Source organism: Micromonospora sp. NBC_01638 (genome assembly GCF_045209745.1).
Classification (GTDB): Bacteria; Actinomycetota; Actinomycetes; order Mycobacteriales; family Micromonosporaceae; genus Micromonospora.
On the sequence record NZ_CP109273.1, the window covers coordinates 133269 to 158752 of the forward strand.

General features: G+C 70.8%; 28 protein-coding genes. 11 read left to right on the forward strand and 17 right to left on the reverse strand.

All coding sequences use genetic code 11. The annotated features are described in order from the left end of the window. Together OG811_RS00555 and OG811_RS00560 are read right to left on the reverse strand one after the other, a co-directional pair. Entirely contained in the window at positions 1–2520 is a 2520-nt protein-coding gene (locus OG811_RS00555; RefSeq protein ID WP_406071279.1) for a nitrate- and nitrite sensing domain-containing protein, read from the reverse strand. 99 nt (positions 2521–2619) lie between these two features. Beyond that, on the reverse strand, positions 2620–4032 hold the full coding sequence (locus OG811_RS00560) for an FGGY family carbohydrate kinase (protein ID WP_406071281.1): 1413 nt from the start codon (positions 4030–4032) through the stop codon (positions 2620–2622). 205 nt (positions 4033–4237) lie between these two features. On the opposite strand from OG811_RS00560, the gene OG811_RS00565 reads away from it, so the two are divergent. Beyond that, on the forward strand, positions 4238–6157 hold the full coding sequence (locus tag OG811_RS00565; protein WP_406071282.1) for an anthranilate synthase family protein: 1920 nt from the start codon (positions 4238–4240) through the stop codon (positions 6155–6157). An 88-nt stretch (positions 6158–6245) separates the two neighbouring features. Here OG811_RS00565 and wrbA read toward each other — a convergent pair whose 3' ends face one another. The 4 genes from wrbA to OG811_RS00585 all read right to left on the reverse strand — a co-directional run bounded on the left by wrbA (position 6246) and on the right by OG811_RS00585 (position 8765). Beyond that, complete coding sequence (gene wrbA / locus OG811_RS00570; protein ID WP_406071284.1) at positions 6246–6863, reverse strand: NAD(P)H:quinone oxidoreductase; 618 nt, start codon at positions 6861–6863, stop codon at positions 6246–6248. Positions 6864–7158: 295 nt separating this feature from the next. Next, positions 7159–7527 carry a DUF3037 domain-containing protein gene (locus tag OG811_RS00575; protein ID WP_406071286.1) on the reverse strand — a complete coding sequence of 123 codons (369 nt, stop codon included), beginning with the start codon at positions 7525–7527 and terminating at the stop codon, positions 7159–7161. Continuing rightward, on the reverse strand, positions 7524–8282 hold the full coding sequence (locus OG811_RS00580; protein ID WP_406071288.1) for a HipA family kinase: 759 nt from the start codon (positions 8280–8282) through the stop codon (positions 7524–7526). Before OG811_RS00580 ends, OG811_RS00575 begins: the two co-directional genes overlap by 4 nt. A 42-nt stretch (positions 8283–8324) precedes the next feature. Further along, the gene (locus OG811_RS00585; RefSeq protein ID WP_406075425.1) at positions 8325–8765 is read right to left on the reverse strand and encodes a hypothetical protein; all 441 of its coding nucleotides are present in this window, start codon (positions 8763–8765) and stop codon (positions 8325–8327) included. 95 nt (positions 8766–8860) lie between these two features. Here OG811_RS00585 and OG811_RS00590 point away from each other — a divergent pair, with 95 nt between their 5' ends. Beyond that, positions 8861–9970, forward strand: a complete 1110-nt coding sequence (locus tag OG811_RS00590; RefSeq protein ID WP_406071290.1) for a winged helix DNA-binding domain-containing protein — start codon at positions 8861–8863, stop codon at positions 9968–9970. A 189-nt stretch (positions 9971–10159) separates the two neighbouring features. Here OG811_RS00590 and OG811_RS00595 read toward each other — a convergent pair whose 3' ends face one another. Genes OG811_RS00595 through OG811_RS00610 form a run of 4 tightly spaced genes read right to left on the reverse strand, consistent with a single transcriptional unit; the run spans position 10160 to position 14477 of the window. Continuing rightward, the gene (locus OG811_RS00595) at positions 10160–11368 is read right to left on the reverse strand and encodes an ABC transporter ATP-binding protein (protein WP_406071291.1); all 1209 of its coding nucleotides are present in this window, start codon (positions 11366–11368) and stop codon (positions 10160–10162) included. A 10-nt stretch (positions 11369–11378) separates the two neighbouring features. Continuing rightward, positions 11379–12215: a carbohydrate ABC transporter permease gene (locus OG811_RS00600; RefSeq protein ID WP_406071293.1), complete on the reverse strand. Its 837-nt coding sequence runs from the start codon at positions 12213–12215 to the stop codon at positions 11379–11381. Position 12216: 1 nt separating this feature from the next. Continuing rightward, on the reverse strand, positions 12217–13191 hold the full coding sequence (locus OG811_RS00605; RefSeq protein WP_406071295.1) for a carbohydrate ABC transporter permease: 975 nt from the start codon (positions 13189–13191) through the stop codon (positions 12217–12219). Beyond that, positions 13188–14477, reverse strand: coding sequence for an ABC transporter substrate-binding protein (locus OG811_RS00610; protein WP_406071296.1), 1290 nt, complete (start codon positions 14475–14477; stop codon positions 13188–13190). Before OG811_RS00610 ends, OG811_RS00605 begins: the two co-directional genes overlap by 4 nt. Before the next feature lie 634 nt (positions 14478–15111). On the opposite strand from OG811_RS00610, the gene OG811_RS00615 reads away from it, so the two are divergent. Both OG811_RS00615 and OG811_RS00620 read left to right on the forward strand, forming a co-directional pair. Then, positions 15112–15435, forward strand: coding sequence for a hypothetical protein (locus OG811_RS00615; protein WP_406071298.1), 324 nt, complete (start codon positions 15112–15114; stop codon positions 15433–15435). Further along, complete coding sequence (locus OG811_RS00620) at positions 15432–15830, forward strand: hypothetical protein (protein ID WP_406071300.1); 399 nt, start codon at positions 15432–15434, stop codon at positions 15828–15830. Before OG811_RS00615 ends, OG811_RS00620 begins: the two co-directional genes overlap by 4 nt. An 18-nt stretch (positions 15831–15848) precedes the next feature. On the opposite strand, the gene OG811_RS00625 is transcribed toward OG811_RS00620, so the two are convergent. After that, the gene (locus OG811_RS00625; RefSeq protein WP_406071301.1) at positions 15849–16103 is read right to left on the reverse strand and encodes a flavin reductase; all 255 of its coding nucleotides are present in this window, start codon (positions 16101–16103) and stop codon (positions 15849–15851) included. A 277-nt stretch (positions 16104–16380) separates the two neighbouring features. On the opposite strand from OG811_RS00625, the gene OG811_RS00630 reads away from it, so the two are divergent. From OG811_RS00630 to OG811_RS00650, 5 genes are all read left to right on the forward strand, one after another. Then, the gene (locus tag OG811_RS00630; protein ID WP_406075426.1) at positions 16381–17181 is read left to right on the forward strand and encodes a helix-turn-helix domain-containing protein; all 801 of its coding nucleotides are present in this window, start codon (positions 16381–16383) and stop codon (positions 17179–17181) included. Then, complete coding sequence (locus OG811_RS00635; RefSeq protein ID WP_406075427.1) at positions 17175–17357, forward strand: DUF397 domain-containing protein; 183 nt, start codon at positions 17175–17177, stop codon at positions 17355–17357. The genes OG811_RS00630 and OG811_RS00635 overlap by 7 nt, the downstream gene beginning before the upstream one ends. Positions 17358–17394: 37 nt before the next feature. Then, the gene (locus OG811_RS00640) at positions 17395–18099 is read left to right on the forward strand and encodes a VOC family protein (protein WP_406071302.1); all 705 of its coding nucleotides are present in this window, start codon (positions 17395–17397) and stop codon (positions 18097–18099) included. 184 nt (positions 18100–18283) lie between these two features. Continuing rightward, complete coding sequence (locus OG811_RS00645) at positions 18284–18715, forward strand: hypothetical protein (protein ID WP_406071304.1); 432 nt, start codon at positions 18284–18286, stop codon at positions 18713–18715. A 47-nt stretch (positions 18716–18762) separates the two neighbouring features. After that, a complete protein-coding gene (locus tag OG811_RS00650; RefSeq protein WP_406071305.1) occupies positions 18763–19038 on the forward strand; it encodes a hypothetical protein in 276 nt (91 codons plus the stop codon). Positions 19039–19054: 16 nt separating this feature from the next. Here OG811_RS00650 and OG811_RS00655 read toward each other — a convergent pair whose 3' ends face one another. Together OG811_RS00655 and OG811_RS00660 are read right to left on the reverse strand one after the other, a co-directional pair. Further along, positions 19055–19843, reverse strand: a complete 789-nt coding sequence (locus OG811_RS00655; protein ID WP_406071307.1) for a L,D-transpeptidase — start codon at positions 19841–19843, stop codon at positions 19055–19057. A 29-nt stretch (positions 19844–19872) separates the two neighbouring features. After that, positions 19873–20571, reverse strand: coding sequence for an HAD family hydrolase (locus OG811_RS00660; protein ID WP_406071309.1), 699 nt, complete (start codon positions 20569–20571; stop codon positions 19873–19875). Positions 20572–21100: 529 nt separating this feature from the next. On the opposite strand from OG811_RS00660, the gene OG811_RS00665 reads away from it, so the two are divergent. Both OG811_RS00665 and OG811_RS00670 read left to right on the forward strand, forming a co-directional pair. Next, positions 21101–21808: a transposase gene (locus OG811_RS00665; protein WP_406071311.1), complete on the forward strand. Its 708-nt coding sequence runs from the start codon at positions 21101–21103 to the stop codon at positions 21806–21808. Between the two features lie 52 nt (positions 21809–21860). Beyond that, the gene (locus OG811_RS00670; RefSeq protein ID WP_406075429.1) at positions 21861–22178 is read left to right on the forward strand and encodes a transposase; all 318 of its coding nucleotides are present in this window, start codon (positions 21861–21863) and stop codon (positions 22176–22178) included. Positions 22179–22328: 150 nt separating this feature from the next. Here OG811_RS00670 and OG811_RS00675 read toward each other — a convergent pair whose 3' ends face one another. From OG811_RS00675 to OG811_RS00690, 4 genes are all read right to left on the reverse strand, one after another. Beyond that, positions 22329–22907 (reverse strand): TetR/AcrR family transcriptional regulator, encoded by a 579-nt coding sequence (locus tag OG811_RS00675; protein WP_406071312.1) that lies wholly within the window; start codon positions 22905–22907, stop codon positions 22329–22331. 110 nt (positions 22908–23017) lie between these two features. Then, entirely contained in the window at positions 23018–24073 is a 1056-nt protein-coding gene (locus OG811_RS00680) for a PQQ-binding-like beta-propeller repeat protein (RefSeq protein ID WP_406071314.1), read from the reverse strand. Continuing rightward, positions 24070–25146, reverse strand: a complete 1077-nt coding sequence (locus tag OG811_RS00685; protein WP_406071315.1) for a hypothetical protein — start codon at positions 25144–25146, stop codon at positions 24070–24072. Before OG811_RS00685 ends, OG811_RS00680 begins: the two co-directional genes overlap by 4 nt. 205 nt (positions 25147–25351) lie before the next feature. Continuing rightward, positions 25352–25477 carry a hypothetical protein gene (locus OG811_RS00690; RefSeq protein ID WP_406071316.1) on the reverse strand — a complete coding sequence of 42 codons (126 nt, stop codon included), beginning with the start codon at positions 25475–25477 and terminating at the stop codon, positions 25352–25354. Between the last annotated feature and the right edge of the window lie 7 nt (positions 25478–25484).

A 25484-nucleotide genomic window follows, 5' to 3' on the forward strand; every position in this document is an offset into this window, starting at 1 on the left:
TCACTGTCGTCGTCCCCCTTCATCGTGCCCCCCGTAGGGTGGCACGGGTATCTCGGTGGTGTCCTCGGCCTCGGCGCGCCGCACCCCGCTGTAAAGCCGGGAGAGCATGCCGCCGACCGCATCCGGGTCCGGGTCAGCGCGGGTCGCCGCCGACACCGGCTGTGCCGACCGGGTGACCGCGCTCAACTGCGCCATTGGCACCCGCACCGGCAACCCCCGCTCATTCGTGCCGGCGGTCACCGGGATGGCCGGTGGTGCCGCCGCCGCGGGCGCTGCCGGCGCGAACGGGCCCTGCCGCGACCACCAACCCCCGCCGTCTTCGCGGGCGGCGGCCGGCTTCAGCACGTCCTCGGCGCGCACCGGCACCGGACGGGCCTGACGCGGCACGGCGACGCCCGGCGGACGGCCGGCCACTGGTAGGTCCCGCACTCCAAGGCCCGGCCCGGTGGCACCGCGCTGCGGGGCCACTCCCCGAGCCGCGCTCGTCGCCAGCATCCGGGCCGGCGCGGGCAGATCCAGCTCCGCCGGACCTGCCGGGGCCAGCAACACCGCGGGCATCGCGAGCCCGGCGACCAAGCCAGCCTGGCCGCCATCCAGCCGCACCTTCAGGCCCAGTCGGGCGGCCAGGTGACTGACCACGAAGAGGCCCATCCGTTCCACCGCCGCGACGTCCGCGGCCGGAGGGCTGGCCAGCACCGCGTTCGCCTCAGCCAGCGCGGCCGGGCTCATACCCAGGCCACGGTCGGCGATCTCGATCAGCGGGGTCGTGCCCTCGACCCGGGCGGTCACCACAACGGTGGTGTCCGGGCGGGAGAAAGCCGTGGCGTTCTCCAACAGCTCGGCCAGCAGGTGCACCAGTTCGCCGACGGCGTGCCCGACCACGTACACGTCGGCCACCGACTCGATGCGGACCCGCTGGTACTGCTCGATCTCCGCGGCGGCGGCCAGCAGCACCGCGCCGAGGCCGACCGGCCGGTTCCACCGGCGGGTGGAGTCGGTGCCGGCGAGCACCAGCAGACTCTCGTCGTTACGGCGCATACGGGCGGCCAGGTGATCGAGCTTGAACAGGTTCTCCAGTTGGTCCGGGTCGCTTTCCTCGCGCTCCAGGTCGTCCAGCAGCTCCAGTTGTCGCTCCACCAGCACCTGGCTACGGCGGGCCAGGTTGACGAACATCGCGTTGACGTTGCGGCGCATGAGCGCCTGCTCGACGGCGACCGTGACCGCGCTGCGGTGCACCGCCACGAACGCCTCGGCCAGCTCGCCGATCTCGTCGAGCGAACGGACCACCGCGGGCGCGACCTCGATAGTGGGCACCCTGCCGGTGACGGCCTTCAGGCGGTCCAGTGCGTCCGGCAGCTCAACCTGCGCGATCCGGAGCGCCTGGCTCCGCAGCAGGCGCATCGACCGGGCGACCGACCGACCGACGAGCAACGAGATCAGCAGGGCGACCAGCAGGACCGCGACGATCCCGCCGACGACCAACAGGGTGTCCCGGAGCTGACCGTCGCTGGCATCGTCGGCCTGCCGCACGGCGTCGTCCAACACGCCCGCCTCAAGCTGCCGCAGCAGTTCGTGGCGCTGCTCGCTGGCCGACCACCACTGCTCTGACGGCAGCACGGCGGGCGGCACGCCGCCGGCCGGCAGGCTGCGTTCCTCCAGCCGGGTGGCGGCCAGGAAGATCGGGACCGACGAGGTCTCGTCGTACCGGCGAATCTGGTCGTTGGTCGCGGCAACCCGGAACGCGCCGAGCGCGGTCAGTTGCTGGGCGCGCAGATCGGTGAGGAGCACCCGGTCGTCGGTGCTGTACCCACCGGCGCGGGCGGCGGCATAGAGCTCGGCCCGCACCCGGGAGGAAAGCTCCTTGACCCGGGCCAGCTGGACGTAGCGCAGCACCGCGTCGTTCAAGGCCGGCTGGTCCTGACCAGGATTCGGCTCGGCGAGCAGGTCGAGCATCGCGCCGATGGCCCGGTGGTAGTTGCTCAGAATGGTGTCGCTGCTCAGCACCGCCGGCAGGATCGCCGGCCGGATGTCGACCACCTGCTCGTACGCCTCCAACGCCTCGGAGAAGGCGACCCGCCAGGACGCGTCGGCGTCCGCCAGCGGCTCGGCGGCCCGACGCAGGTCCACGATGGCCCGGTCGGAGGCCGCCTGCAACGGCTTCAGGTCGGTCGCCGCGGTGTCCCGGTCGCCGCCCTTGCGCAGCTCACCCAGCTCTCCCGCCGAGCGGGCGCGCTCCTGCTGGAGCTCGTGCACCACGGTGGTGATCTGCCGGCCGATGCCGACCTGGCGGGAAAAGTCGTTCAACGCCGTCGTCCGCCCCACCAGCGCGCTGGTCTGCACACCGGCGAGCAGCAGGAAGGCCATCGACGGCACCATCAGCACGGTCGCGAGCTTCGTGCTCATCCGCCAGTCCCGCAGCCGGAACGGCGACCGACGCCGGTGTGGAACAACTCGGACGTCGAAGCGGCGCCGGCGATGGTTCGACACCGCGCCGTTCGCCGGGTCGGGGCCTACCGCCACCCTGCCTCCTCCGTCCAACCGCGTCCACCGCGGTCCGGGGAGCGGAGTCCATCCAACCAGGCTCGGGGGCGCTGTCAACGGCCCGGGCAATGCGGAGGTTCAGGAAGGATACTGCGGGTGGGATCGTCCTGCCGTGGTCGGCAGAACCGGCTCGTCCGTCCGGCCGATGTCGGCGAGCTCGATCGCGGCGCCAAACCGACCCAGCGCGACCAGTGCCGCACCGGTGGCGCCGATCTCCGGATTGCGTTGGTGCGACACCGGTCGCGGTGCGAGCACGGTGGCGAAGGTCTGCCGCCACCACACCGAAGCTGCTACCGCACCCCCGCCCAGCACCACACCGACCGGTTCGTCGATCGTGGACTCCAGCACCACGAGATCCTCGGCGACCAGCTCACACAGCCCCCGCATCAGCCCGGCCAGGATGTCCACCGATGTGGTGCTGAAGCTGAGGCCGCGCAGCTCGCCGGAGCCCGCCGGCACCAGACCGGGCGGCCGGTCGCCACCGAAGCGGGGGTTGGCCGGTCGGCCACCGCCCTCCGGCACCAGCGCCAGCGCCGCGTCCAGTTCCGCGCCCTGCGGCAACCGCAGCTCCCGGTTCGCCCAGGCGAACAGGTTGCCACCGCTGGAGTACGCCGCCCCGGTCACCACGTGGTCGTGGTCGACCCGGTAACGCCACAGCCGTTCGGGGAGCCGGGGCATCGGTTCGCCGGCCGGGATCCGCTGCATCAGCCGTACGGCCGCGGAGGTGCCCACGGTGACGGCGGCCCGGCTCGGGTCGACGCAACCCGAACCGACGTTCGACGCTCCACCGTCGCCCACCGGCGGTGACCACCGGACCTGCGCCAGCTGCGGCCAGCGGCGGGCCTTGTCGGCCCGGAGCCGGCCGTACCAGTCCCGCTCCCCGATGGGCGGCAGATCCTGCGGACGCGCCCCGGCCAACGTCAGCGCCTCCTCGTCCCAGCGCAGGGCACGCAGGTCCAGCAGACCGGTCCCGGAGGCCTGGGAGACCGACATGGGCGCCGAGTCGAGCAGCTCGCCCAGCACGTACTCGGGCAGGCCGACGAACCGGGCGATCGGGCTGCCGGACTGCTCGCGCAACCAGGGCAGCCGCATCGACCAGTACGAGCGGTGCCACCAGCAGCCGGTGCGCTGGTGGAAGCCGTCCGGGTCGGACGGGCCCGCCGAACCGTCGACCGGCACGGGCCGGGTGTCCAGCCAGGTGATCACCGGGCCGATCGGGGCGCCGTCGCGGTCCAGCGGAAGCACCGAGTGCCACTGGGCGGAGACCGCCACCAGGTTGACGTCGTGCAGGTGCCCCGCGTCGGCCAACTCATCCAGACAGCCGACCAGGGAGGCGAGATAGTCGGGGCCGGACAGGGTGCCGGTGCCGTCGTCGCCGATGACGAGGTCGACCTTGCGCCGGGCCAGGGCGCCGGGCAGCGGTCGGGTGTCCTCGTCCAGCACCAGCCCACGTACCGAGGAGGTGCCCAGGTCGAGCGCGAGAATGTTCATCGACGGTCAAGTTACCCGGTGCCAGGCGGGCGACGGGCGCGTAGGGTGGATCGCATGCTCGCGCATCTGTCCTGCTGGTGGCCCGCCAACCCGGCGGCCATCTCCCGCGCGTAGCTCCATCCACGCGGCCGCCCTGAAGGCGGTCGCCGGATCTCCCGGCCGAATGGCCGCCCCAATGGCGGCGCCCGGCCCGACGGAGACTCCGATGACCCACCTGACCGACCTGCTCGCCGCCGTGGCCCACGGTGTCGACCCTGGTCCGTTCGCGCTGCTGCGCCGCGACGGCGCGGACGAACTGGAGCTGTTCACCGGCCCGGTCGACACCGTCGAACGGCTCGCGGACATCCCGCTGACGCCGGGCACACCCGGGGCGCGGACGCTGGCCCTGGTGCCGTTCCGGCAGATCATCGAGCGCGGCTTCGCCTGCGTCGACGACGGCGCTCCGCTGGAGTGCCTCCAGGTCCGCGAGCATCGGCGGATCGCCCTGGCCGATGCCCTGGCCGCGCTGCCCGACGAACCGGTCCGCACCGTCGACGCCGCCTTCGACGTCACCGACGAGGAGTACGCGCGGACGGTGCAGCGGGTGCTCGCCGAGGAGATCGGCAGCGGTGAGGGCGCGAACTTCGTCATCCACCGCACGCTGAACGCCACCGTGCAGGGCGCACCGCTGACGGCCGCGCTGGCCGCGCTGCGTCGGCTGCTGGTCGCCGAGCGCGGCGCGTACTGGACCTTCGTGGTGCACACCGGCACGCGGACGCTTGTCGGCGCCAGCCCGGAGCGGCACGTCAGCGTCGACGACGGGTTGGTGATGATGAACCCGATCAGCGGCACCTTCCGGAGCGCCGGTGGCACCCCGGACCGGGCGGCGCTGCTGCGCTTCCTCGCCGACCAGAAGGAGGTCGAGGAGCTGTACATGGTGCTCGACGAGGAGCTGAAGATGATGGCCGCCGTCGCCGAGCACGGCGGCCAGGTGATCGGTCCGTACCTGAAAGAGATGTCGCACCTGGCGCACACCGAGTACCTGCTCGCCGGGCAGGGCACCCGTGACGTGCGGGAGGTGCTGCGCGAGACCATGTTCGTTCCCACCGTGACGGGCAGCCCGATGGAGAACGCCTGCCGGGTGATCGCCCGGCACGAGCGCCGAGGCCGGGGCTACTACGCGGGCGTGCTGGCGCTGCTCGGCCATGACGAGGCCGGCCGGCAGACGCTCGACGCCCCGATCCTGATCCGTACCGCCGAGATCTCCCCCACCGGCCGGCTGCGGGTGCCGGTGGGCGCCACCCTGGTCCGGCACTCGACGGCGGCCGGCGAGGTGGCCGAGACACACGCCAAGGCGGCCGGTGTGCTGGCCGCGCTCGGCCTCGGGCCGGCGGCGCCCGCCGGCGGCGGCCCGGTCGCGCGACTGGCCGACGACCCGGCGGTACGCGACGCGCTGGCCGCGCGCAACGCTCCGCTGGCGCGGTTCTGGCTGGACCAGCGGGCACCGGACGCACCCGGGCTGCCCGGACTGGTCGGCCGCCGAGTGTTGATCGTGGACGCCGAGGACACCTTCACCGGGATGTTGGCTCACCAACTGGGCGCGCTGGGTCTCGCGGTGACCATCCGGCCGTGGCACGCGAGCGGCCCTGTCGACGCCTACGACCTGGTGGTGGTCGGTCCCGGGCCGGGCGACCCCGGCAGCCCGCACGAGCCGAAGATGGTGGCGCTGCGGAGCCTGCTGGCCAGGCTGCTGGCGACCGGCCGACCCACCCTCGCGGTCTGCCTCGGCCATCAGGTGCTGGCCGGGCTGCTGGGGCTGCCACTGCACCGCCGGGAGGCGCCCTACCAGGGGTTGCAGCGTGAGGTGCCGCTGTTCGGCCGGACCCGCCGGGTCGGGTTCTACTCGACGTTCACCGCCCGCGCCGAGGCGGACCACCTGATCACGGCGTACGGGCCGGTGGAGCTGGCCCGGGACGCGGGCGACGGCGCCGTGCACGCCCTACGGGGGCAGGGCTTCGCCGGGGTGCAGTTCCACCCGGAGTCGGTGCTCAGCCCCGACGGGCTCGCTGTGCTGACCGAACTGGTGACCGACCTGCTGCCGGCATCGCACCCGGACAGGTTGTCCGCAACGGGCGGACGCGCATAGTCGCCCTGCCCCGGGGGTAGGGCTGGATCGACCGGTGGCGCGGACGGGCCGAGAGCCCCCCGCCCGCGCCACCGGTCACCGTCGCCCGTCAGCCGGCCATGCCCGCCTTCACCGCAGCCCCCAGCAGCACCGCGCGCCGAGCGGTGAGCGCGCAGGCGCCGAGCGCCACGGCGTCCGGGGCGATCTCCCCGTTGTTGCTCGTGTGCGAGGCGCCGTACGGGTTGCCGGCGATGAACTGGCTGGTGTCGGTGTAACCGGGGGTGACCACGACACCGCCCCAGTGGTAGAAGACGCTGAAGAGCGAGGTCAGCGTGGTCTCCTGCCCCCCGTGCGAGGTCGCCGTCGAGGTGAAGGCGGAGTAGACCTTGTTGGCCAACGCGCCCTGGGCCCAGAGCGGGCCAGTGGTGTCGATGAACTGCTTCAGCTGGGCCGCGACCATGCCGTACCGGGTCGGCGCGCCGAGGATCACCACGTCGGCCCAGGCCAGGTCGTCGACCATCGCCTCGGGCACATCCTGGGTCTCCAGGCGGTGCGCCTCCCAGCCGGAGTTGGAGCGGATGGCCTCGTCCGGCGCCAACTCGCGCACCTTGCGCAGACGCACGTCGGCGCCCGCGTCTCCGGCGGCCTCGCACACGGCCTGCGCCATCTGGTACGTGATGCCGGTAGCGCTGTAGTAGATCACCGCTACCTTGGTCTGGGCAGCCATCAGATGTTCCCCTTTTCGTCTCGGGTCAGCGCCCGCGACTACCCGTTGAGCGCGATCCCTAACGACGGGACGCCCGCACGGTCCCAGGTACCGGTCCGCCGGGCTCAAGTTTTCCGCAACTTTCCGGTCGTTCCCGCCCCGTGCCCCGCGCGGACGGCGATCCTGATGCCATCGGTGCCGGCGGGACTGAGCCACCGCCGGGCGCCGGACACCTGAACGGGGGATCGCGCTCCGCCAGCAACGGCGCCGGCGTAGCGCGATCAGGGGAACGCCCTGCGCGCTCAGCTGCCGCCGCTCAGTGGACCAGGGCCGCCATCAGCCGGTCCAGCTCGGCCGCCGGATCGGCGGTGAGCCCGGTGTGCACCGGCCCCGTCTGGATCATCGTGCTGCGTGGCGCGGCCAGCCAGTGGAACCGCTCACCGAGCCTCATCCGGGTCGCTGGCCCGTCACCGGAGCAGGTCCGGTCCCAGGAGTCGAGCACCGCGGCCACCGCCGGCAGATCGACGTCGGGTGCGAGTGCGCGGACCCGGTCGGCGTCCAGGTGGGTCCGCGCGGCCAGGAAATCGCGCTGCTGGCAGTAGAGCAACACCCCTACGTTGATCTGCTCGCCGCGCTCGATGCGGGGCACCAGCCGGATCAGCGCATACTCGAAGGGCTGCCTCACGCGGCGCTCCCCTGTGGCAGCCAGTCGGCCGTGCGGGCGACCCGGCGGGACAGGTGCGCCAGGTACGCGGCACGCGCGGCGTCGGCCGTCTCGAAGTCGGCAGCCGTCAGCCACTCCGCCGGCACCAGGGCCAGCACCTCGGTGAGCAGCTCCGGGGTGACCCGAGGGGCCAACTCGGCATCGGCCGCGGCCAGCCGCGTCGCGTACGGCGCCAGCACGTGGTCCTCAGCTCGGTAGGCCCGGTGCACCGCAGCCTCGGCGCGCGGCCAGTTGTGGTGGAAGTACAGCGAGGCGCCGTGGTCGATCAGCCACAGCTCCCGGTGCCACACCAGCAGGTTCGGGTTGCGCCAGCTCCGGTCGACGTTCTCCACGTACGCGTCGAACCAGAGCACGCGGGAGGCCAGCGTCGGGTCGACGGGGTGCGCCACCGGGTCGAAGCCCAGCGCCCCGGGCAGGAAGTCCATCCCCAGGTTGGCGCCGCCGCTGTTGCGCAGCAGCTCCTGCACCTCCTGGTCGGGCTCGGCCCGCCCGATCACCGGGTCGATGTCGAGCACCACCAGCGGGGGCACCGGCAGCTCCAGACGGCGGGCCAGCTCGCCGCAGATCACCTCGGCGATCAGCGCCTTGGGCCCTTGGCCGGCACTCCGGAACTTCGCCACGTACGTGCCCAGGTCGTCGGCCTCCACGACGCCAGGCAGCGACCCACCCTCGCGCAGCGGGGTGACGTAGCGGATCGCGGTGACCTGGCGGAGCACGTCGCCCACCCTACTGTGATCTCCGCCCGCGCCCGCCGTGGGTCAGGAAAGCTTGCCACGCAGCTTGTCGACCTGGGTCTGGAGGCGGTTCACCGCGCTCTCGTTGTTGACGAACGTGGTGATGCCCGCGGCCAGACCGAGACCGATCAGTACGGCCAGGATGCTGAGCACCAAGCCGCCGATCGACACGCCACGGCCAGTGACCCCCGGTCGGCGGGCCATCTTGAGGCCGACGATGCCGAGGATGATCCCGATAATGCCGAGCACCAGCCCCAGCCAGGCGAGGATCGCCGTCAACACGCTGAACAGAGCAGCCACCCCGAACACGAGGGCAAAGGTCGCGGCGGCGCTGGTCTTCGCGGGGGCGTCCCCCCGATGGGTCCGGGACCCGGCCGGTGCGCCGGCACCCCGGGCCGGCTCGCTTGCGGCAGTCATGAAATTCCCTTCCGCACGCGCGGCGCGCGCACTTTCAGCGAGCCGCATTCCCACGACGACCGCCGTTACGCCTCCCATCAGCAGGAGTGTCGGTGACCGGCCCTAGGCTGGCGGCCCGGCCACCGGAAAGGGGTTGGCTGCCGATGCCTGTCGACCTCACCGCGACCGACGCGTTGGCGCTGCGGATGACCAGCCTGCTGCTGCGCGCGCATCCGAGCATCCGACCCGGCACCGTCGCCGAGGTGGTCGAGTGGTTCGGCGCGATGCAGGCACAGGACCTCGCGAGCGGCCTGTGGTCGCTGGGCGCCCGGCTGCCGGGGCGGACCGTCGCTGACGTTCAGGCGGCCTTGGAGCGGCGCGAGGCGCTGCGCACCTGGCCGATGCGGGGCACTGTGCACCTCGTCCCGCCCGCCGACGCCCGCTGGATGCTGGAGTTGACCGGCGTACGATCGCTGGCCAGCGCGGCGACCCGGCGGGCGCAACTCGGGCTCACCGAGGCCGACGCCGAGCGTGCGCTGGACGTCCTCGGCGCCGCGTTGGCCGACGGCGGCCGGTTCACCCGGGCGCAGTGCCTGGCCACCCTGCGCGCGGCCGGCCTGGGCACCGACGGCCAACGCGGCTACCACCTGCTCTGGTATGCGAGTGTGCGCGGGGTGACCTGCGTGGCGCCGCACGTCGGCACCGAGCAGACCTTCGCCCTGCTGGACGAGTGGGCGCCCAGTCCACGCCGACCGGGCCGGGAGGAGGCGTTGGCCCTGCTCGCACACCGCTACGTACGCGGGCACGGGCCGGTCACCGACCGCGAGTTCGCCGGGTGGAGCGGCCTCACGCTGACGGACGCCCGGCGAGGGCTGGCCGCCGCCGGCGACGCGCTCACCACGGTGCGGGTCGACGGCGAACCGATGCACGTCGACGCGGCACTGGCCGACGCGGCACGCATCCCGGTGCACGAGGTGTTGGTGTTGCCGGGCTTCGACGAGTTTCTGCTCGGCTACCGGGACCGGACGTTGATGCTCGACCCCGCGCACCAGGCGGCCGTGGTGCCGGGAAACAACGGCATCTTCCAGGCCACCGTGGTCCGCGCCGGCCGGGTGGTGGGTGTGTGGAGGCGCAAGGTCGGCCGGACCGGGGTCACCATGACCGTGCGCCCGCTGGTGCCGATGGCCGCCGACGAGCGAACCCGCGTCGAGCAGGCACTGCAGCGGTACGCCGACTTCCTCGGGCTGCCGCCGCGAATCGACTGGCTGACCTGACTGAGCGGCGTCACTCCTCGGCCTGGTCGGCTTGGACGGGGTCGACCCGGCGTGGGCGGCGTGCATCGCCACCACCACCTCGCCGTCGTCGGCTGTCGGGGTCGGTGCAGGCAGCGCCGGCTCGGGCCCGCTCCACCGCCACGACGGGGCCGGTGGGCGAACCCGCCGGCCCCACCACGGTGGACGCTGTCAGTCGGCGAGCGCGCCGGCCGACCGGCCCTCGTGCAGGGTCAGGTTGCGGCCGGTGGTCGGGTCGAACAGGTGGATCTTCTCCAGGTTGAACCAGATCCGCCGCGACTGCCCCTCGGCGACCGGGGACTCCGCCGACAGCCGGGTCACCAGGTTGCCTCCGGCGCCGGCGAAGTCGGCGGAACCGGCGTCGGCGGCCAACTCCTCCAGCTCGGCGGCGCTGGCCCGCTCCCCCGCAACGGTGAAGTAGACGTACTTGTCCGAACCCATCGACTCGACGATGTCCACGGGCGCCTCGAACTCGATGCCCCGACGGCGGGTGTCCTCGTCGACCAGCTCGGCGTCCTCGAAGTGCTCGGGGCGAATGCCCAGGATCAGCTCGCGGGGCGCGTCGGCCGCCTCCAACTCGCGGCGTACCCGGTCGCCGAGCGGCACGTCACCCAGCGCGGTGTGCAGCCCGCCGTCCTGTACGGCGGCGTGCAGGAAGTTCATCGACGGCGAACCGATGAAGCCGGCCACGAAGAGGTTGCGCGGGTGGTCGTAGAGCTCCTGTGGAGGGCCGACCTGCTGCACCGCTCCCCCGCGCATGATCACAACACGATCGCCGAGGGTCATCGCCTCGGTCTGGTCGTGGGTGACGTAGACGGTGGTGGTGCCGAGCTGCTTCTGCAACCGGGACACCACCGTCCGCATCTGCACCCGCAGCTTGGCGTCGAGGTTGGACAACGGCTCGTCCATCAGGAACGCCTTCGGCTGGCGGACGATCGCCCGACCCATCGCCACCCGCTGGCGCTGCCCGCCGGAGAGGTTGGCCGGCTTACGGTCGAGCAGCGGGGTCAGCTCCAGCACCTTCGCGGCCTCGTCGACCTTTCGGTTGATGGTCTCCTTGTCCAGTTTCGCCAGCCGCAGCGGGAACGCCATGTTCTCCCGCACGGTCATGTTCGGGTAGAGCGCGTAGGACTGGAACACCATGGCGATGTCCCGGTCCCGGGGAGCCTTGTCGTTGACCCGCTGGCCGGCGATGCGCAGCTCACCGGAGCTGATGTCCTCCAGGCCCGCGATCATGTTGAGGGTGGTGGACTTGCCGCAGCCCGAGGGCCCGACCAGGATCACGAACTCGCCGTCGGCGATCTCCAGGTCGACGTCCTGCACGGCGACGGTCCCGTCCGGGAAACTCTTGCTCACCTTGTCGAGCACGATGTCAGCCATGACCACTCACCTATCCCTTGACTGCGCCGGAGGTCAGACCGGACACGATGCGGCGCTGGAAGAAGAGGACGAACAGGATGATCGGAACGGTGATCACCACGGCGGCCGCGCAGATCGCCCCGGTGGGATCCTCGAACTGCGACTCGCCGGTGAAGAACGACAGGGCGACCGGCACCGTACGGGCGCGTTCGGTGGAGGTCAGCGTGATGGCGAACAGGAAGTCGTTCCAGCAGAAGATGAAGACCAGGATCGCCGTGGTGAACAACCCGGGCGCGGCCAGCGGGGCGATCACCCGCCGGAACGCCTGGCCCTGGGTGGCGCCGTCCATCTTCGCCGCCTTCTCCAGGTCCCACGGGATCTGCTTGAAGAACGCCGACAGCGTGTAGATCGCCAGCGGCAACGCGAAGGTGATGTACGGCAGGACCAGCCCGGGCCAGGTGTCGAAGAGGCCGAGCTGACGCTCGATCTCAAACAGTGGCGACACCAGTGACACCTGCGGGAACATGGCGATCAGCAGGGAGACACCGACCAGCAGTCGCTTTCCGGGGAAGTCCAGCCGACTGATCGCGTACGCGGCCATCGCGCCGAGCACCACCGCGACCAGTGTGGCGATCAGCGCGATGCCGATCGAGTTGATCAGCGCCCGGACGAACTGGTCGGTGTCGAAGATCGTCTTGTAGTTGTCCAGCGTCCACTCCCGGGGGATGAAGTTCCCGTCGGTGAGGGTGGCCGGCGTCTTGAACGACAGCGACGCGATCCACAGCACCGGGACCAGCGCGAAGACGACCACGAGGACGTCCAGGAGGCCCCAGCGCAGCTTTGCCCGCGTGGTGGTTTCGACAGCCATGTCAGCGCCTCTCGGAGTCGTCGCTACCGGGGGCAGCGGTGCCGAACAGCTTCACGAAGACGAAGGCGATGATCGCCACGGTGATGAAGATCAGCACCGACATCGTCGAGCCGATGCCGAGGTTGAGGCCCCGGATGAGGTTGTTGTAGGCGAGCATCGACACCGAGGACGTCTCGTTGCCTCCTGCGGTCAGCACGAAGATGTTGTCGAAGACCCGGAACGCGTCCAGGGTGCGGAACAGCAACGCGACGAGGATCGCCGGCTTCATCACCGGCAGCATCACCTTCGTGAACCGTTGCCAGGCGGTGGCACCATCGGTGGAGGCGGCCTTGAGCAGGTCCTCCGGCACCAGCGCCAGCCCGGCCATCAGCAGCAACGCCATGAACGGGGTGGTCTTCCAGATCTCCGCTAGCATGATGATCGCCAGGGAGCTGGCCCGCTCGGTGAGCGGTGCGCCGTCGCTGAACAGGTTGGCCAGGTAGCCGGTGCCCGGCGTCCAGGCGTACCGCCAGGAGAACGCGGCGACCACCGTGACGATCCCGTACGGGATGAGCGCCGACGTCCGCACCAGACCGCGGCCGATCAGGGTGCAGTGCATGATGATCGCCAGGCCCATGCCGAGCACCAGCTCGACGGCCACGGTGACCACCGTGATCAGCATGGTCACCCCGAAGGCGGTCCACCAGAAGTCGTTGGTGAGCACGGTGACGTAGTTCTCCAGCCCGATGAACTTGCGCTCGTCGGGGAAGCGCAGGTCGAAGCGCTGCAACGACAGCCAGACCGAATAGATGATCGGGTACGCGGTCACCGCGACCATGACCAGCGCGGCGGGCGCGCAGAGCAGCAGGCCGAGCTTGCGTTCGGCCTTCTTGTTCTCGCTCAGCGGCGGCTTACGGCGGCCGCCCCGTTGGGTGGGCACGGTGGCGTGCTGGCCGTCGGTCTTCTCCGGGGTCGCAGTGGCGGCGGGCCGGGTCACGGCAGGACCCCCTTCGACTCGAGGGCGTCGGCGATGGCGCCGCGCAGCTCGTCCGCGGTCTGCTGCGCACGGATCGCCGACGGCGGTGACAGGATCGCCGACATCACGGTGGAGATGCTCTGGTAGGCGGGGGTCAGCGGACGGGTCGCCGGATCCTTCAGCTCCTCCAGGATGGTGTCCTTCATCGGGTACGCCTCGGTCATCTCCGGCTCGTCGTAGACGGCCTCGATGGTGGGCGGCACGCCGTCGTTGATGGCGGAGAACTTCTGGTGTTCGGCGCTGCGGAGGCACCGGCCCGCCTCGAAGGACAGCTCCGGGTGCTTGGAGTAGGAGCTGACGGCCAGGTTGACCCCGCCGATCGTGACCTTGCTGGGGGTGTTCTCGTCGACGCCGGGAATCCGGGCCCAGCCGACCTGCTTGGCGAGGTCCGGGTTGGCCTCCTGCAACGCCGGGTAGACGAACGGCCAGTTCACCTGGAACGCACCCGAGCCGGATTGGAACTCCAGCCGGACCGGGTCCTCGGTGGCGTTGCTGAACGACGGCGAGGTCACGCCCGACGTGGCGAAGCGCTTCAACTGCTCCAATGCGCGAACCGTGCCGCCGTCCATCACGGCCTGCTTGCCGTCGTCGGAGAGGATCTTTCCACCGGCGCTCTCGGCCAGGGTGTTGTAGAGGACGACCAGACCCTCGTACTGGGCGCCCATGGTGAGCACCTGGTACGGCTTGCCCTGCTCCTTGAGCTGCTGGGCCGCACTGATCATCTGGTCCCAGGTCGTCGGCGGCTGGGGCACCAGGTCCTTGCGATACCAGAGCAGCTGGACGTTTGTGTTCTTCGGCGCCGCGTACAGCTTGTCCTCGTAGCGGGCGGTGTCCAGCGGCCCGGCGAGGGTGCCCTGCTCGACCTCGGCCTTGTCCTGGCCGGTCCACTCGCGGATCCAGTCGGCGCTGGCGAACTCCTGGGTCCAGGTCACGTCCAGGCCGAGCAGGTCCATCCCGCTGTCCTCGGCGGCCAGCCGGCGCACCATCTGCACCCGCTGGTCGTCGGCCTGCCGGGGCAGCACCCGGTAGGCGATCCTGTACCGCCCCTGTGCCTGCGCGTTGCAGTCGTCGACGACCTTCTGCAGGTTCTGCTCGGGCGGGTAGTACAGGTTGATCGTCGGTGGGCCACCATCGTCACCCGCGCCGCACGCGGCCAGCGGCGCAACCAGCGCCAACGCGGCAGCCGCCGCCCCAACCCGGATGGCCGACCGACGCCGGTGTGGAGCCGTTGCGGGGTCCGTCATCACCTTCCCCCTCTCTACGGCGAAACCGGGGAGGGCATCCGTGCCCCGGTGCACGACGAGACGTTTCCGAGCCGGCAAGCTGCGGAAACACTCCGGCCCAGATGCTCTGTGCGGCTAAACTGCCCCACCCGCAAAGCCGCGAAACCTGGCTGTCACCGCGAGAGTCCGCGCAGCGACCGGCCGTCTTTGCCCTGCGCCGACGCCACGTGCGTGATCGACTCGGTTTCCTGGAAGTCGCGCCTTCACCACGCCAGGAAAGCCCCGCCTTTCAGGAAGGCGAGTCGATCACGCGCTGGGACGGCGGGCCCAGAAGACGGCGGGCCTGCCGCCTGGATCGGGTCGGAGGAGTTGACCATGGACACCATCGACAGTCTTCTGGGCGAAGCCGAGGCCGGCATCATCATCACGCCAATCGCCATCGCATTCGCATGGTCCACCGACTACAGCACGGCACCGGCAGTGGTGGCCGCCGAGATCGCCATGGTCCTGGCCGCACTCGCTGGTGCCACGGTTCTGGCCCGTCGCCTGTCGCTCCGCGAGGGCCCGGTCGCTTCCGACACCCCCACCCAGATGCCACGAATTTCAAACCTGCCTGACGGTCGAAGGCGCAACAGTATGACAGGCGTAAGCTATGCGTATGACAGAGCCTCAGCGCCGCTTCACGATCTCCGTGCCCCCAGACGTGAGTCAGATCCTGGAGAGCCAGGGCAACCGCATGGCCAGTGCCTACGTGACCGAGTCGGTGCGTCGGCGCAGGCGGGTGGAGCAGCACAAGGAGTTGTTGCTCGCCGCCGGCATTCACGTCACTGAGCAGGGTGTCGCCGAGGCTCGGGCCCGCCGACTGGGCGTGGAGGCCGAGTGGCCCTCGGAGCGGTTCGAGGCGGAGCGCGCCAAGATCCGCGCCGCCATGGAGGCCGAGATGAACGGCGACGACGACGCTCCCCGCGCCGACGCCGCATGACCTCGGAGACGACACCACCAGTCCGGCTGATCCTGGACCGGTCGGCCCTGCTGGGATACGCCGTCCTTCGAACGGTGCACGTGGGCGAGCCCGTCCACGAGGTCATCGAGGACGGGGTGCGATTTGGGGTGCCGGTGGTGGCAGCCGCCGAAGCCCTGAACATGGCGACCGGCAAGGACCTGGCCCTGCTGCACAAGCTGCTGGCCCTGCCCGCCTGCGCACTGCTACCGGAGCGGGCGCAGGACCTGCCGGAGTTGACCTTCTGGCAGCGCAGGACCCGCCGCTTCGACCTGGCCGCGGCCGCCGTGGCGGGTCTGACCCACGACGCTGCGGTGCTCACCGGCGAGGGACCCGGGTACTCCGACGGGGTGCCGCTGATCCACTTCCCGGGATGAACTACGGCGGGCCGAGCATCAGCTCCGGGCCCTCGCCCAGGAAAGGAAGCGTTCCGTCATCCTGGCCGGCGGATGATCCGGGTGGAGTTGGGTGAGCTGATTCGTCGCCTCGTGCATCAGGGTGCCGAGGTAGATGAGCAGGGCGGTCCGGCTGCCCCGGTACTCGGTCAGCAGGGCGAGCTTGGCCGGCTGGCAGGGCCACTCCCTGCCGCAACTGCGGCACCGCCACAGCGGGCGCATGGCGACGTGCGGGACGGGCGGCCGGACCACCATCACCGGCACCGCACCGCGGGCTGCTGGTCTGTCGGGCTCAACACATCGACCTCCTCGGCGACCGGAAAGGGGCCGCTCCCGCAAGGGGGAAACGGGAGCGACCCCGGGGCAGGGCCCGCTGCCGCCACTGCGGCCACCAGCGGACCCGCCACTGGTGACAGTCTGGGTCCAGACGACTACCGTCGATACGTGCTCGCGGCATCCGTGCAGCTCAACGGCCCAGGTGAGCAGCCCTGAAGGACACGCCGATCCACAGTGAGTGAAGGTTGGGGAATCAATGGGGACCGCTACCGACTACGTGTTGGAGGAGCTGCGCCTGTTCCGGGCGGGGTTCGGGCTCAGTCAGGACGACTTCGGCAGGGGCATCGGCTATTCCGGCTCGCACGTCAGCTCGGTGGAGACGGGCTGCCGACCGCCCACGAAGGAGTACATGCGGGCGGTCGATGCCCACCACGAGACCAACGGGCGCTTCCAGCGGATGCTGGAAAGGTTGGCCCAACTCGACGCCGAGCCGGCCTGGCTGCGCGAGTGGATCGAGTTCGAACGGGAGGCGACCACGCTGCGCTGGTTCGAGCTGGCGTACGTGCCGGGCCTCCTACAGACCGACCGGTACGCCCGCGCCACGCTTGCCGGCGGCCGATTCGATGTCGAAGACATCGATCGCATCGTCGCCTCCCGGCTGGAGAGGCAGTCGATCCTGCAGCGTCCCCGCCCGCCTCAGCTCATCGCCGTCCTGGACGAGGCCGTGCTCCGCCGGCCGGTGCTCGATCAGCCGGGGCTCATGGCGGAGCAGTGCGAGCACCTTGCCCAGCTGGCGACGGCGGAGCATATCCAGGTGCACATCGTGCCGGCGGATGCTGGTATGTACCTGGGGATGGGCGGCCAGTTCATCATCGCCGAGATGCCGGACGGCGAGCGCGTAGCCTATGCGGACAACCAACTCACCGCGCAGATCGTCGATGCGTCGGCGGACATCGCTAAGCTGGCGAAGACGTGGGAGGTCGTGCGAAACGAAGCGCTTCCCCGCCGGCAGTCAATCGAGTTGATCAAGGAAGTGGCGAAGTCATGGACATGCTGACCCCGCAATGGCGGAAGTCGACCAGGTCCGGCGGCAACGGCGGAGCCTGCGTCGAGGTCGCCGACAACCTGCCGACCATGGTGCTGGTGCGTGACAGCAAGGACCGGGAAGGCGGCACCCTGCACGTCGACCCGGCGGCCTGGAAGGCGTTCGTCGGTTACGCCAAGCAGCGCTGAGCCCCACAGTCCGCCCCCGACCAGGCATGCTGGGACCATGATCGCGCGCTTCAAGGACCTCTGCCTGGACGCCGCCGACCCGCTCGCACTGGGCGCCTTCTGGGCCCGGGTGCTCGACGGTGACGTGGCCGACGCCGGCGGCGACGACACCCGGGTGGACCCCCGCTCGGCCCGCTCCAACGCCGAGTCGATCTGGGTGAACCAGGTGCCCGAGCCGCGGGTCGGCAAGACCCGCGTACACCTGGATCTGCGGTTGGCCGACGCGGACCCGGCGGCGCTGCTCGCGGCCGGCGCCCGGCTGGTCCGCGAACCAGCCGGCGAGGCGACCTGGTGGGTGCTCGACGACCCGGAGGGCAACCCGTTCTGCGCGTTCCCGGCCCGCGAGGGCACCCGGCCCGGCCCGTTCGAGCTGGTCGTGGACTCGGCCGACCCGACCGCCCAGGCAACCTGGTGGGCTGGCGTGCTCGGCGGCACCGTCGAGCACGGGTCGACCACCGCGTCGGTGATCGGCGCGTCCGGGTTCCCCTGGGACTACTGGGTCTTCGACGGGGTGCCCGAGCCCAAGACGGTCAAGAACCGCATGCACTGGGACGTCGAGCTGGTCGACCCGGAGCCGATGGCGCTGATCGCGGCGGGCGCGACGCTGCTGCGGGAGCCGCTCGACAATGCGCACTGGTGGTGGGTGCTGGCCGACCCCGAGGGCAACGAGTTCTGCGCCTTCGCACCGCGTCCCACCGGGTGAACGACCGACTACCCAGCGCGGGCGGCGTCGGCTAGCGTTTTCCTAGCGCCGCAGCCGGCGCGTTCGCCGCCGCCGTCGACACGCCTCCGGCCGACCCCAGCCTGCCCGATCGGTTGGTAATCGCGGGAACGTCCCACCGCCGCTCCCCCGGTTGGGCAGGATCGTCCCAACGAGGAGGTGCCCCGTGCAGGACACCCGCGCTCTCGCCCTGACATTCGAGGTGAGCGGCCTGCCACCGGTCAAGACCGAAGCGTTGTCCATCTTCGCCGCCGGGCATCGGCAGGCGACGAGGGTCCGCGCCCTGCTCCAGGCCGCCCTCACGGCGGCCCAGCGCACCGGCTGGACGCCCTTGCCCGGGCCGATCGAGGTCGACCTGGTGCTGCGCTGCCCGCCCGGGCACCGTACGTCCGACGCCAGCACCCTGCTCGGCGGCGTCTGCGCGGTGCTGCAGGACAAGAAGCGGGTGTCGACCATCGGCCTGGCCCACCTCGGCGTCCTGGTGGACGTCGCCCTCTACGACGACGACCGGCAAATCCGCCGCTTGTCGTACCACGAGGAGCCGGCGGAGGACTTCTCATACCAGGTGCGGGTCGCCGCCGTACCGACCAGGGTTTGACCGACGTCCGCGGTGGGGTATCGCGGACGCCGACGAAGGGAGCACCGATGTCGGAGCCACATGTCACGCTCGACCCACGCGGGCTGGACCCGGTGCAGCAGAAGCTGCAGGGCCCGCTGGAGGAGCAGCTGACCTCGGCGCTTCAGGCGGCCACCGACCGGGTCCGCGCCGGTTACGCGGGCGAGCCGGTCGAGCAGGTCTGCCAGCGGCTGTTGGAGGAGACCCGCTCCGGGCTGCACCCCGACATCGCAGCCGGGTTCAACCCGGACATGGACGAGTTCTGCCGGGTGGCGGTGGCGATCGTCCGACGCGAGGTCGGCTGACGTCCGTCGGCGGCGTTCAATATCGGCTGAGCTGGGCGTACGGGCTGAGCACGATGCGCGGCGAGAGCGCCGGGTCCAGCCAGTTGAGCACGTCGACCAGATGGTTGCGGGCGAGGGAGACACAGCCGGCGGTGGCGTTGCCGCCGCTGGTGCTGAACTGGTGCAGGAAGATGCCGCTGCCCGCCTTCGGCACCGGCGTCGGCACGTTCGGCGGCATGTTGTAGGTGATCACCGCGAAGTGCGTGTACGCGGGAGTCTCCTGCCACAGTGCCTCGCTGGCCCCGCCCGGGTTGGTCGAGCTGTGCTGGAAGGTGTTGTACCGCGAGGACGACGGGTTCTCGTTCCACCAGTCACCGCTGACCAGCCGGTGGTAGGGGTATCGCACGCCCGGGTTGGCGGCGATGCCGTAGATGGTGGGGCCGATCGAGTAGACACCGGTCGGTGTCGTCGGCACCCCCTCCACGTGGTTGTCGCTGAATCCCTTCGAGCCGATCCGGGCGGGCAACGACGCCCAGGCCGGCTGCCAGTGGCGATCCCCGACCCGCACGTACGCCTCAAGGGTGGCGTACGTGGTGGTGTAGCTGCTGGCGCCGACGATGATCACCTGCTTCGTCTGCGCCGGCAGGGTGGTCAACTCACTGGCCCGGTTGTGGCGCGGCATGGCCAGCCAGGACCTGGGAACCGGGGCCGTGCCCCAGGCCGGCGCAGGCGGTCCGCTCGCGCCGAGCGCGGGCACCGCAGGGGTGAGCACCGCCGGAGCGGCCAAGCCTGCCGCCGCGCCGAGCAGGAGGGATCTGCGCTTCATGCCGCCATCCTGACAGTCGAGCCGGGCGATCAAAAGTGCCGCAGCAGGTCGGGGAAAGCGGCGAGCCGCAACACACCCCGGTCGGTCGGGTCCAGCTCGGCTTCCTCCAGCACCCAGGTGTTCTCGTTCGGAATGAACACCGCGTTCAGCCCGGCCGCCCGCGCCGGCAGGATGTCGGACTTCGGGGAGTTTCCGATCATCCACGCGCGGGCCGGCTCGAAGCCCTGCTCCCGCACCAGCCACCGGTACGTGTCGACGTTCTTCTCCGCGACGATGTGCGCGGCCTGGAAGTGGTGCAGCACGCCGCAGGCGTCCAGCTTGCGCTGCTGATCCTCCCGCTCGCCCTTGGTCAGCAGCAGCAGCTCGTGCCGGCTGGCCAGTTCGTCGAGCGCCTCGGCCACCCCGGGCATCAGCTCCACCTGGTGTTCCACCAGTGCCACGGCCAGCCGATCGATGTCCTGACGCTCGACGTCGGTGGCCGGCCGCTCGCGCAGCCGCTCCAGGCACTCCCGCAGGCTGCGCAGGAAAACCTTGCTACCGTAGCCGTGCGCCACCGTGTTGGCCCGCTCGATGTCGTCGAGGATGGCCCGCAGCGCGCCCCGGTCCAGGGTGGGGTGGTCCAGCCAGGCCAGGAAGTCATCGATCACCCGCTCGAAGACGACATTGTTCTCCCACAGGGTGTCGTCCGCGTCGAAGATCAGCACCTGCGCGGTCCCACTGGCTGTCATCGGCGTCCTCCTCAACGTCCAGAATCACCCGTCGATCCGAGAACCGTTTCGCGGTGGCGATCGTCTCGCAACAGGTAGCAGCGATCTTCGCAGACACGGCGTCCGTGCTGGTTCCCCGGCCGGCAGGTCCCAGGAAGGCTCTTGAGGAGTACGGGGCCGGGCCGCCCCTTTCTCGCGATCTTGCACTTTCTGCCTCGACTTAGGGGGCATTCCACGCATCTCGGCGACCGAAACTGCAAGACGCTTCTATGTCTGTGGTGATCGGTTCGGTCGGTTGCCGATAGGGTTCGGCGTTAATGATCATTTGGGTGGCTCTTTGCCGATCCGGCCGCTCGGAGTGCGGGTGTGCCTTGTGCAAGACCTGTCCCCAGGTGGTCGTCGGCGCCGGCCCGGCCCACCTTGCTGGCCTGATCAGAAGCCTGCCCGTGCGAGCACACGTGGCCCATCACAGATTTGCCGCTGAGGTGACTGCATCCCGAGCCGACGCCGACTGTCCCGGTCGTCACTGGCAAAGGAGCAACAACCCGAGATGGCACAGATCGTAGAGCGGGTTACGGATCGCTATGACGTGGTGGTGGGGGTGGATACCCACACGGACACGCACACCGCTGCGGTGCTCGACCGGCTCGGGGCGGTGTTGGCGCAGGTCACCGTGTCCACCGACCCGGACGGGTTGAGTCAGCTGCTGGCGTTCGCCGCCGCGCACACCCCGCCGCACGGGCGCCGGTTGTGGGCGGTGGAAGGCACCCGGGCGCACGGTCAGGGACTGTGCCGGCTGTTGGGCGCTGCCGGTGAACCGGTCTGCGAGGCACCCAAACCCGCCGCGGCGGCCCGCCGTCGGGGCGGCAAGTCCGATCAGCTGGACGCGGTCGCCGCCGCCCACGCGGTGCTGGCACTGCCCGTCGACCGCGTCGCCGTGCCCCGCAGTGACGGACCACGCGAGGCGCTGCGGATGCTGCTGGTCTGCCGCCGCCACAGCGACGCGCGCACCGCCACGGTCAACCTGGTCAAGGCGTTGATCCTGACCGCCGACGACACCCTGCGCCACGCCCTACGCGGGCTAAGTACCGCCAGCCAGATCACCCGCCTGGCCGCCCTCGACCTACCCGAGAGCACCCACCTGCCCATCGAGGAACACACCCGCCGCCGCGAACTGGGGCACCCTCGCCCGTCACATCCACACCCTCGACGCCACACTGGCCGACAACCACCGGCACCTACGCGCCCTCGTCGCTGACCTGTGCCCACCCCTGCTCGACCAACCCGGAGTCGGACCCGTCACCGCCGCGATCGCCCTCACCGCCTGGTCCCACCCCGGCCGCGTCCGATCAGAAGCCGCCTACGCCACCCTCGCCGGCGCCGCCCCCATACCCGTGGCCAGCGGCCGCACCGACCGACACCGCCTCAACCGCGGCGGCGACAGAACCCTCAACAGCGCCCTACACACCATCGCCCTGACCCGCCGCCGCATCGACCCCAACACCCGCGACTACATCAACCGACGCCGCGCCGAAGGCCGCACCACCAAAGAAATCACCCGCTGCCTCAAGCGCTACATCGCCCGACAGCTCTACCGCACCATCACCACCCACCACCGCACCCCTTGACAACCTCACTCACAGATCGGCGGGGCGCGGGGCGGCGCGCGGCGCGGCGCGGCGCGCGGGGCGCTCTCGTTCCGCTTTGTTGGCAAGGGCCCGGCCAACCGCGGGCCCCTCAACTGACGGCGCTCGGTCGCGCCCCGCAGGCTCTGGCCGTCACGGCCACCGCAGCAACCGATCCGCGATCAGGGCTTCCCGCTCCTCCTGCGCCTCGGGGCGTAAGCGGCCACCCCGGGTGAGCATCACCACGCCGTGCAGCAGGCTCCACCCCACCTCGGCCAGGGAGTCCGGGTCCCGCCCCTCGGCCAGCGGAGTCAGGGCGGCCCGCAGCTCGGCGAAGACGGCACGCGGCGCGGCCGGCACGCCATCGACGCCGAGGGCCAGGTCGGGGGTCAGCGCGAGCATCGCGTCATAAACCTCCGGATTCGCGTACGCGAAGTCGAGGTACGCGGTCGCGACCGCCGGCCAGGCGTCCGCGGGGCCGTCGGTGGCGTCTGCCTGCGCCTCCGCCAGGTCAGCGGCCAGGTCGGCGAAGGCGCACACCGCGACGGCGGCGAGCAGCGCCTCCAGATCCGCGAAGTGCCGGTAGATGTCGCCGATGTCGATCTCGGCACGCTCGGCCAGCCGTCGGGTGCTCACCCCCGCCCAGCCCTCCACCTCGGCCAACTCTCGCGCGACCGCGACGACGAGGTCGCGCCGGTCCTGTTCTCTGGCCTTCTCAGCAGGTCCGGACACGCACACGAGCGTAAAGGCGAGCACCGACCGTAACTGTCAGGTGACGGATTCGTGACTGTCTGCTCGACAGAGTTTCGAGGCCAGCGACCCTGGCTGACATTACGGGTCGTCTAGGGCATACACCCGGACACGGCACTCATGGCCGAGATGTCGATCGTGCTGAGATGCCCCTTCCCGATGGCATGCACCAGGGACCGACCGTCGCTCACGAGCCGGTCGACACGTCCCGGCAGTCGCAGGCGGGCAACGATCTCGCCAGCTTGGTCGACCGCGATCAGGTAGGCATCAACGCGGACGAGCAGGGCACCGCCGGAGACGGGGACACCACCGCGGGTGTTACCGAGCGGGAGGTGCTGCACGTCCGAGCGCCCACCTCGGTCGAGATCAATCATCGTGACGCCGACGCCTGTGACCAGCCACAGCCTGCGGCCTGCAAGGATCGGCGGCCCCGATGGCAGGTCTCCGTCGTGCTGCCACAGGACCTCCACACCGTCCCTGGGGTGCAGGGCCATGACGGTGCGCGTACCGCTGAGGAAGACGATGCGGCCGTCTTCGGCCACGCTGTAGGCGCTGCCGTGGTCGGGGAATCGCACCGGCGCCGGCAGCGACCACTCACCCCTGGGGAAGCCGGTGCGAGCATCCACGAGAGACAGCTTCGCCTGCGTGTCGTTCGCGATGAGGACCGCGTCGGCCCCGAAGCCCTGCTCCGGGGACATCCGCACCGGCAGGGGCCACGCCAGTCCGCTGCCCGGGGGAAGGCCCGAAGTCGGGGCCGGGAGACGTTCGCCGTTCATCAGGTCCAACCGCAACAGCGGACGATAGCCTCGCCATCCACCAAGGAGTACGACGGAGCCACTGACGCTGACGTAGCCGCGCAGGCGCAGATCCGGCACTGACCACGTTTGCTGCCCGCTGTACATGTCGAAGCAGTGCAGGACACCGGCCTGGCTCAGATAGAGACACCGCTCCCCCGTGATGACGGTCGTTCCCCAGCAGTCCTCGACGCGCTGCTCCCACAACAGCGTCCCGGTCTGCGGGTCCAGTCGAGCCAGACGCGAGTGTCGCTCCGCCACGACCAGGGCACCGGCTGCCGCCGCCAACGTCATATCGCTCGATCGCAGGTGCAGAGGGCGTGACCACAGCACTGGCAGCGATTGATCCGTCATGCCCTGGCGCCGGGCACGAGGACGATCACCGTCTCGGGGAACGTCGTCACGACGCGCCGGGTGTTGCGGTGCGCGTCGACGACGATCAACTCCGTGCTCTTCGCGGTCCACCGCTGCAGGACGACTCCGTCGGCGACCACGCCCAGACAGAGCTGCCGCCCCTCATCGACCGCCGTGTTGGGCAACTCGATCCTGGTGGTGGGGGCACCCGAGGTCACGTCCACGCCCAGCAGCGCCACTGACGGCAGGACCAGTGGCCCTTCAGGAAGGTCGGTGGGGACCAGATCAGGTCGGCCGACCTCGGTCCAGATGGTCGGCGGGTTTCCGCCCACGTGCCACAGCGCGATGAGCGGGCCCACCGTCTCGCCCGGCCCCATCTGACCAGGTCCGATCACTGGCACCGTCCGGGAGGTGCCCGTCAGCACGTCCTTCAGGGTGACTTTCAGCTCCTGCGTCGTGAACGGCCGCACCAGCGGAATCGCGTCGAACACCGCCAACTCCCGGCCGCCGATGAACGCCACCTCGGTGGCGATGCCAGACGAACGCACGCCGAGCAGGCGTACGCCGCCGCCGGGCAGCGCCATGGTCGCGAACGCCCGGCCGTTGACCCCCGGCTCGGCGAGCAGCAGCGAGCGGGCGTCCGTGGACCAGTGCCACAACTCGTATCCGTCCGCGACCTCGTACTCTGCCGTGCCCGACAGGTCGCGCACCCGCCATCGACCGTCGCGCTTGGCGCCCAGCCAGCGCCCATCCGGCGACAGCGACAGGTTCAGAGGCTCGACCTTGGCGGGGGTACGCCCGATCCGGAAGTGCTCACCTGACCGGGTCACCAGGTAGACGTCGTTCTGGTCGAACGATCGGCTGTCGGGGTCAAAGCTGTCGATGCCGTCCCGCAGGTGGTAGATCAGCACGCCCTGACCCGCCGCACGGTCGGTCGGCAGGTCCGGCACCTGGGCCGGCGGCCGCAGTTGAGCCGGCAGCTCGGTGAACAAATCCCCAACCCCGGCAGCCACCGGCCGCAGTGGTTCTCGCCGCTGCGCGACCGTGACTCGCCACGCGACCGTGCCCGCCACCAACACGACGATCGCCGCACCCAGCGCGACGACCGTTCGCGACCGCCGCTTCGGAGGCGGCGGAGCCGCTTCTGTTGGTGCCGTCGGAGAATGCATCGCGGAGCCCCCGTTTCCGGGCGCTGACGCCCCCGCAGGGGGAAGCGTAGGGAGCCGGCCAGGTCAACGTTTCCGCTCGATCTGTGGCCCGACATAGACCGGATCGAGATCACGGCACGGGTGTGCCGAGCACCGCCGCGGACAGGTCGACGACGACGCCGCGCTCGCTCGCGTCACCCGGTGCTGCCCGCGCCGGCGTCCCCAGTCCCAGGGTCGCCAGGCCAACGAGCAGCATCGCCGTC

Coding starts and splice junctions, on each gene's coding strand:
- OG811_RS00565 (WP_406071282.1), top strand. CDS start 4,238: ATGACCCACCTGACCGACCTGCTCGCCGCCGTGGCCCACGGTGTCGAC.
- OG811_RS00655 (WP_406071307.1), bottom strand. CDS start 19,843: ATGAAGCGCAGATCCCTCCTGCTCGGCGCGGCGGCAGGCTTGGCCGCT.
- OG811_RS00630 (WP_406075426.1), top strand. CDS start 16,381: ATGGGGACCGCTACCGACTACGTGTTGGAGGAGCTGCGCCTGTTCCGG.
- OG811_RS00660 (WP_406071309.1), bottom strand. CDS start 20,571: ATGACAGCCAGTGGGACCGCGCAGGTGCTGATCTTCGACGCGGACGAC.
- OG811_RS00615 (WP_406071298.1), top strand. CDS start 15,112: ATGACAGAGCCTCAGCGCCGCTTCACGATCTCCGTGCCCCCAGACGTG.
- OG811_RS00560 (WP_406071281.1), bottom strand. CDS start 4,032: ATGAACATTCTCGCGCTCGACCTGGGCACCTCCTCGGTACGTGGGCTG.
- wrbA (WP_406071284.1), bottom strand. CDS start 6,863: ATGGCTGCCCAGACCAAGGTAGCGGTGATCTACTACAGCGCTACCGGC.
- OG811_RS00585 (WP_406075425.1), bottom strand. CDS start 8,765: ATGCGGCTCGCTGAAAGTGCGCGCGCCGCGCGTGCGGAAGGGAATTTC.
- OG811_RS00665 (WP_406071311.1), top strand. CDS start 21,101: ATGGCACAGATCGTAGAGCGGGTTACGGATCGCTATGACGTGGTGGTG.
- OG811_RS00620 (WP_406071300.1), top strand. CDS start 15,432: ATGACCTCGGAGACGACACCACCAGTCCGGCTGATCCTGGACCGGTCG.
- OG811_RS00680 (WP_406071314.1), bottom strand. CDS start 24,073: ATGACGGATCAATCGCTGCCAGTGCTGTGGTCACGCCCTCTGCACCTG.
- OG811_RS00650 (WP_406071305.1), top strand. CDS start 18,763: ATGTCGGAGCCACATGTCACGCTCGACCCACGCGGGCTGGACCCGGTG.
- OG811_RS00625 (WP_406071301.1), bottom strand. CDS start 16,103: ATGGTGGTCCGGCCGCCCGTCCCGCACGTCGCCATGCGCCCGCTGTGG.
- OG811_RS00600 (WP_406071293.1), bottom strand. CDS start 12,215: ATGGCTGTCGAAACCACCACGCGGGCAAAGCTGCGCTGGGGCCTCCTG.
- OG811_RS00595 (WP_406071291.1), bottom strand. CDS start 11,368: ATGGCTGACATCGTGCTCGACAAGGTGAGCAAGAGTTTCCCGGACGGG.
- OG811_RS00590 (WP_406071290.1), top strand. CDS start 8,861: ATGCCTGTCGACCTCACCGCGACCGACGCGTTGGCGCTGCGGATGACC.
- OG811_RS00690 (WP_406071316.1), bottom strand. CDS start 25,477: ATGCTGCTCGTTGGCCTGGCGACCCTGGGACTGGGGACGCCGGCGCGG.
- OG811_RS00635 (WP_406075427.1), top strand. CDS start 17,175: ATGCTGACCCCGCAATGGCGGAAGTCGACCAGGTCCGGCGGCAACGGC.
- OG811_RS00640 (WP_406071302.1), top strand. CDS start 17,395: ATGATCGCGCGCTTCAAGGACCTCTGCCTGGACGCCGCCGACCCGCTC.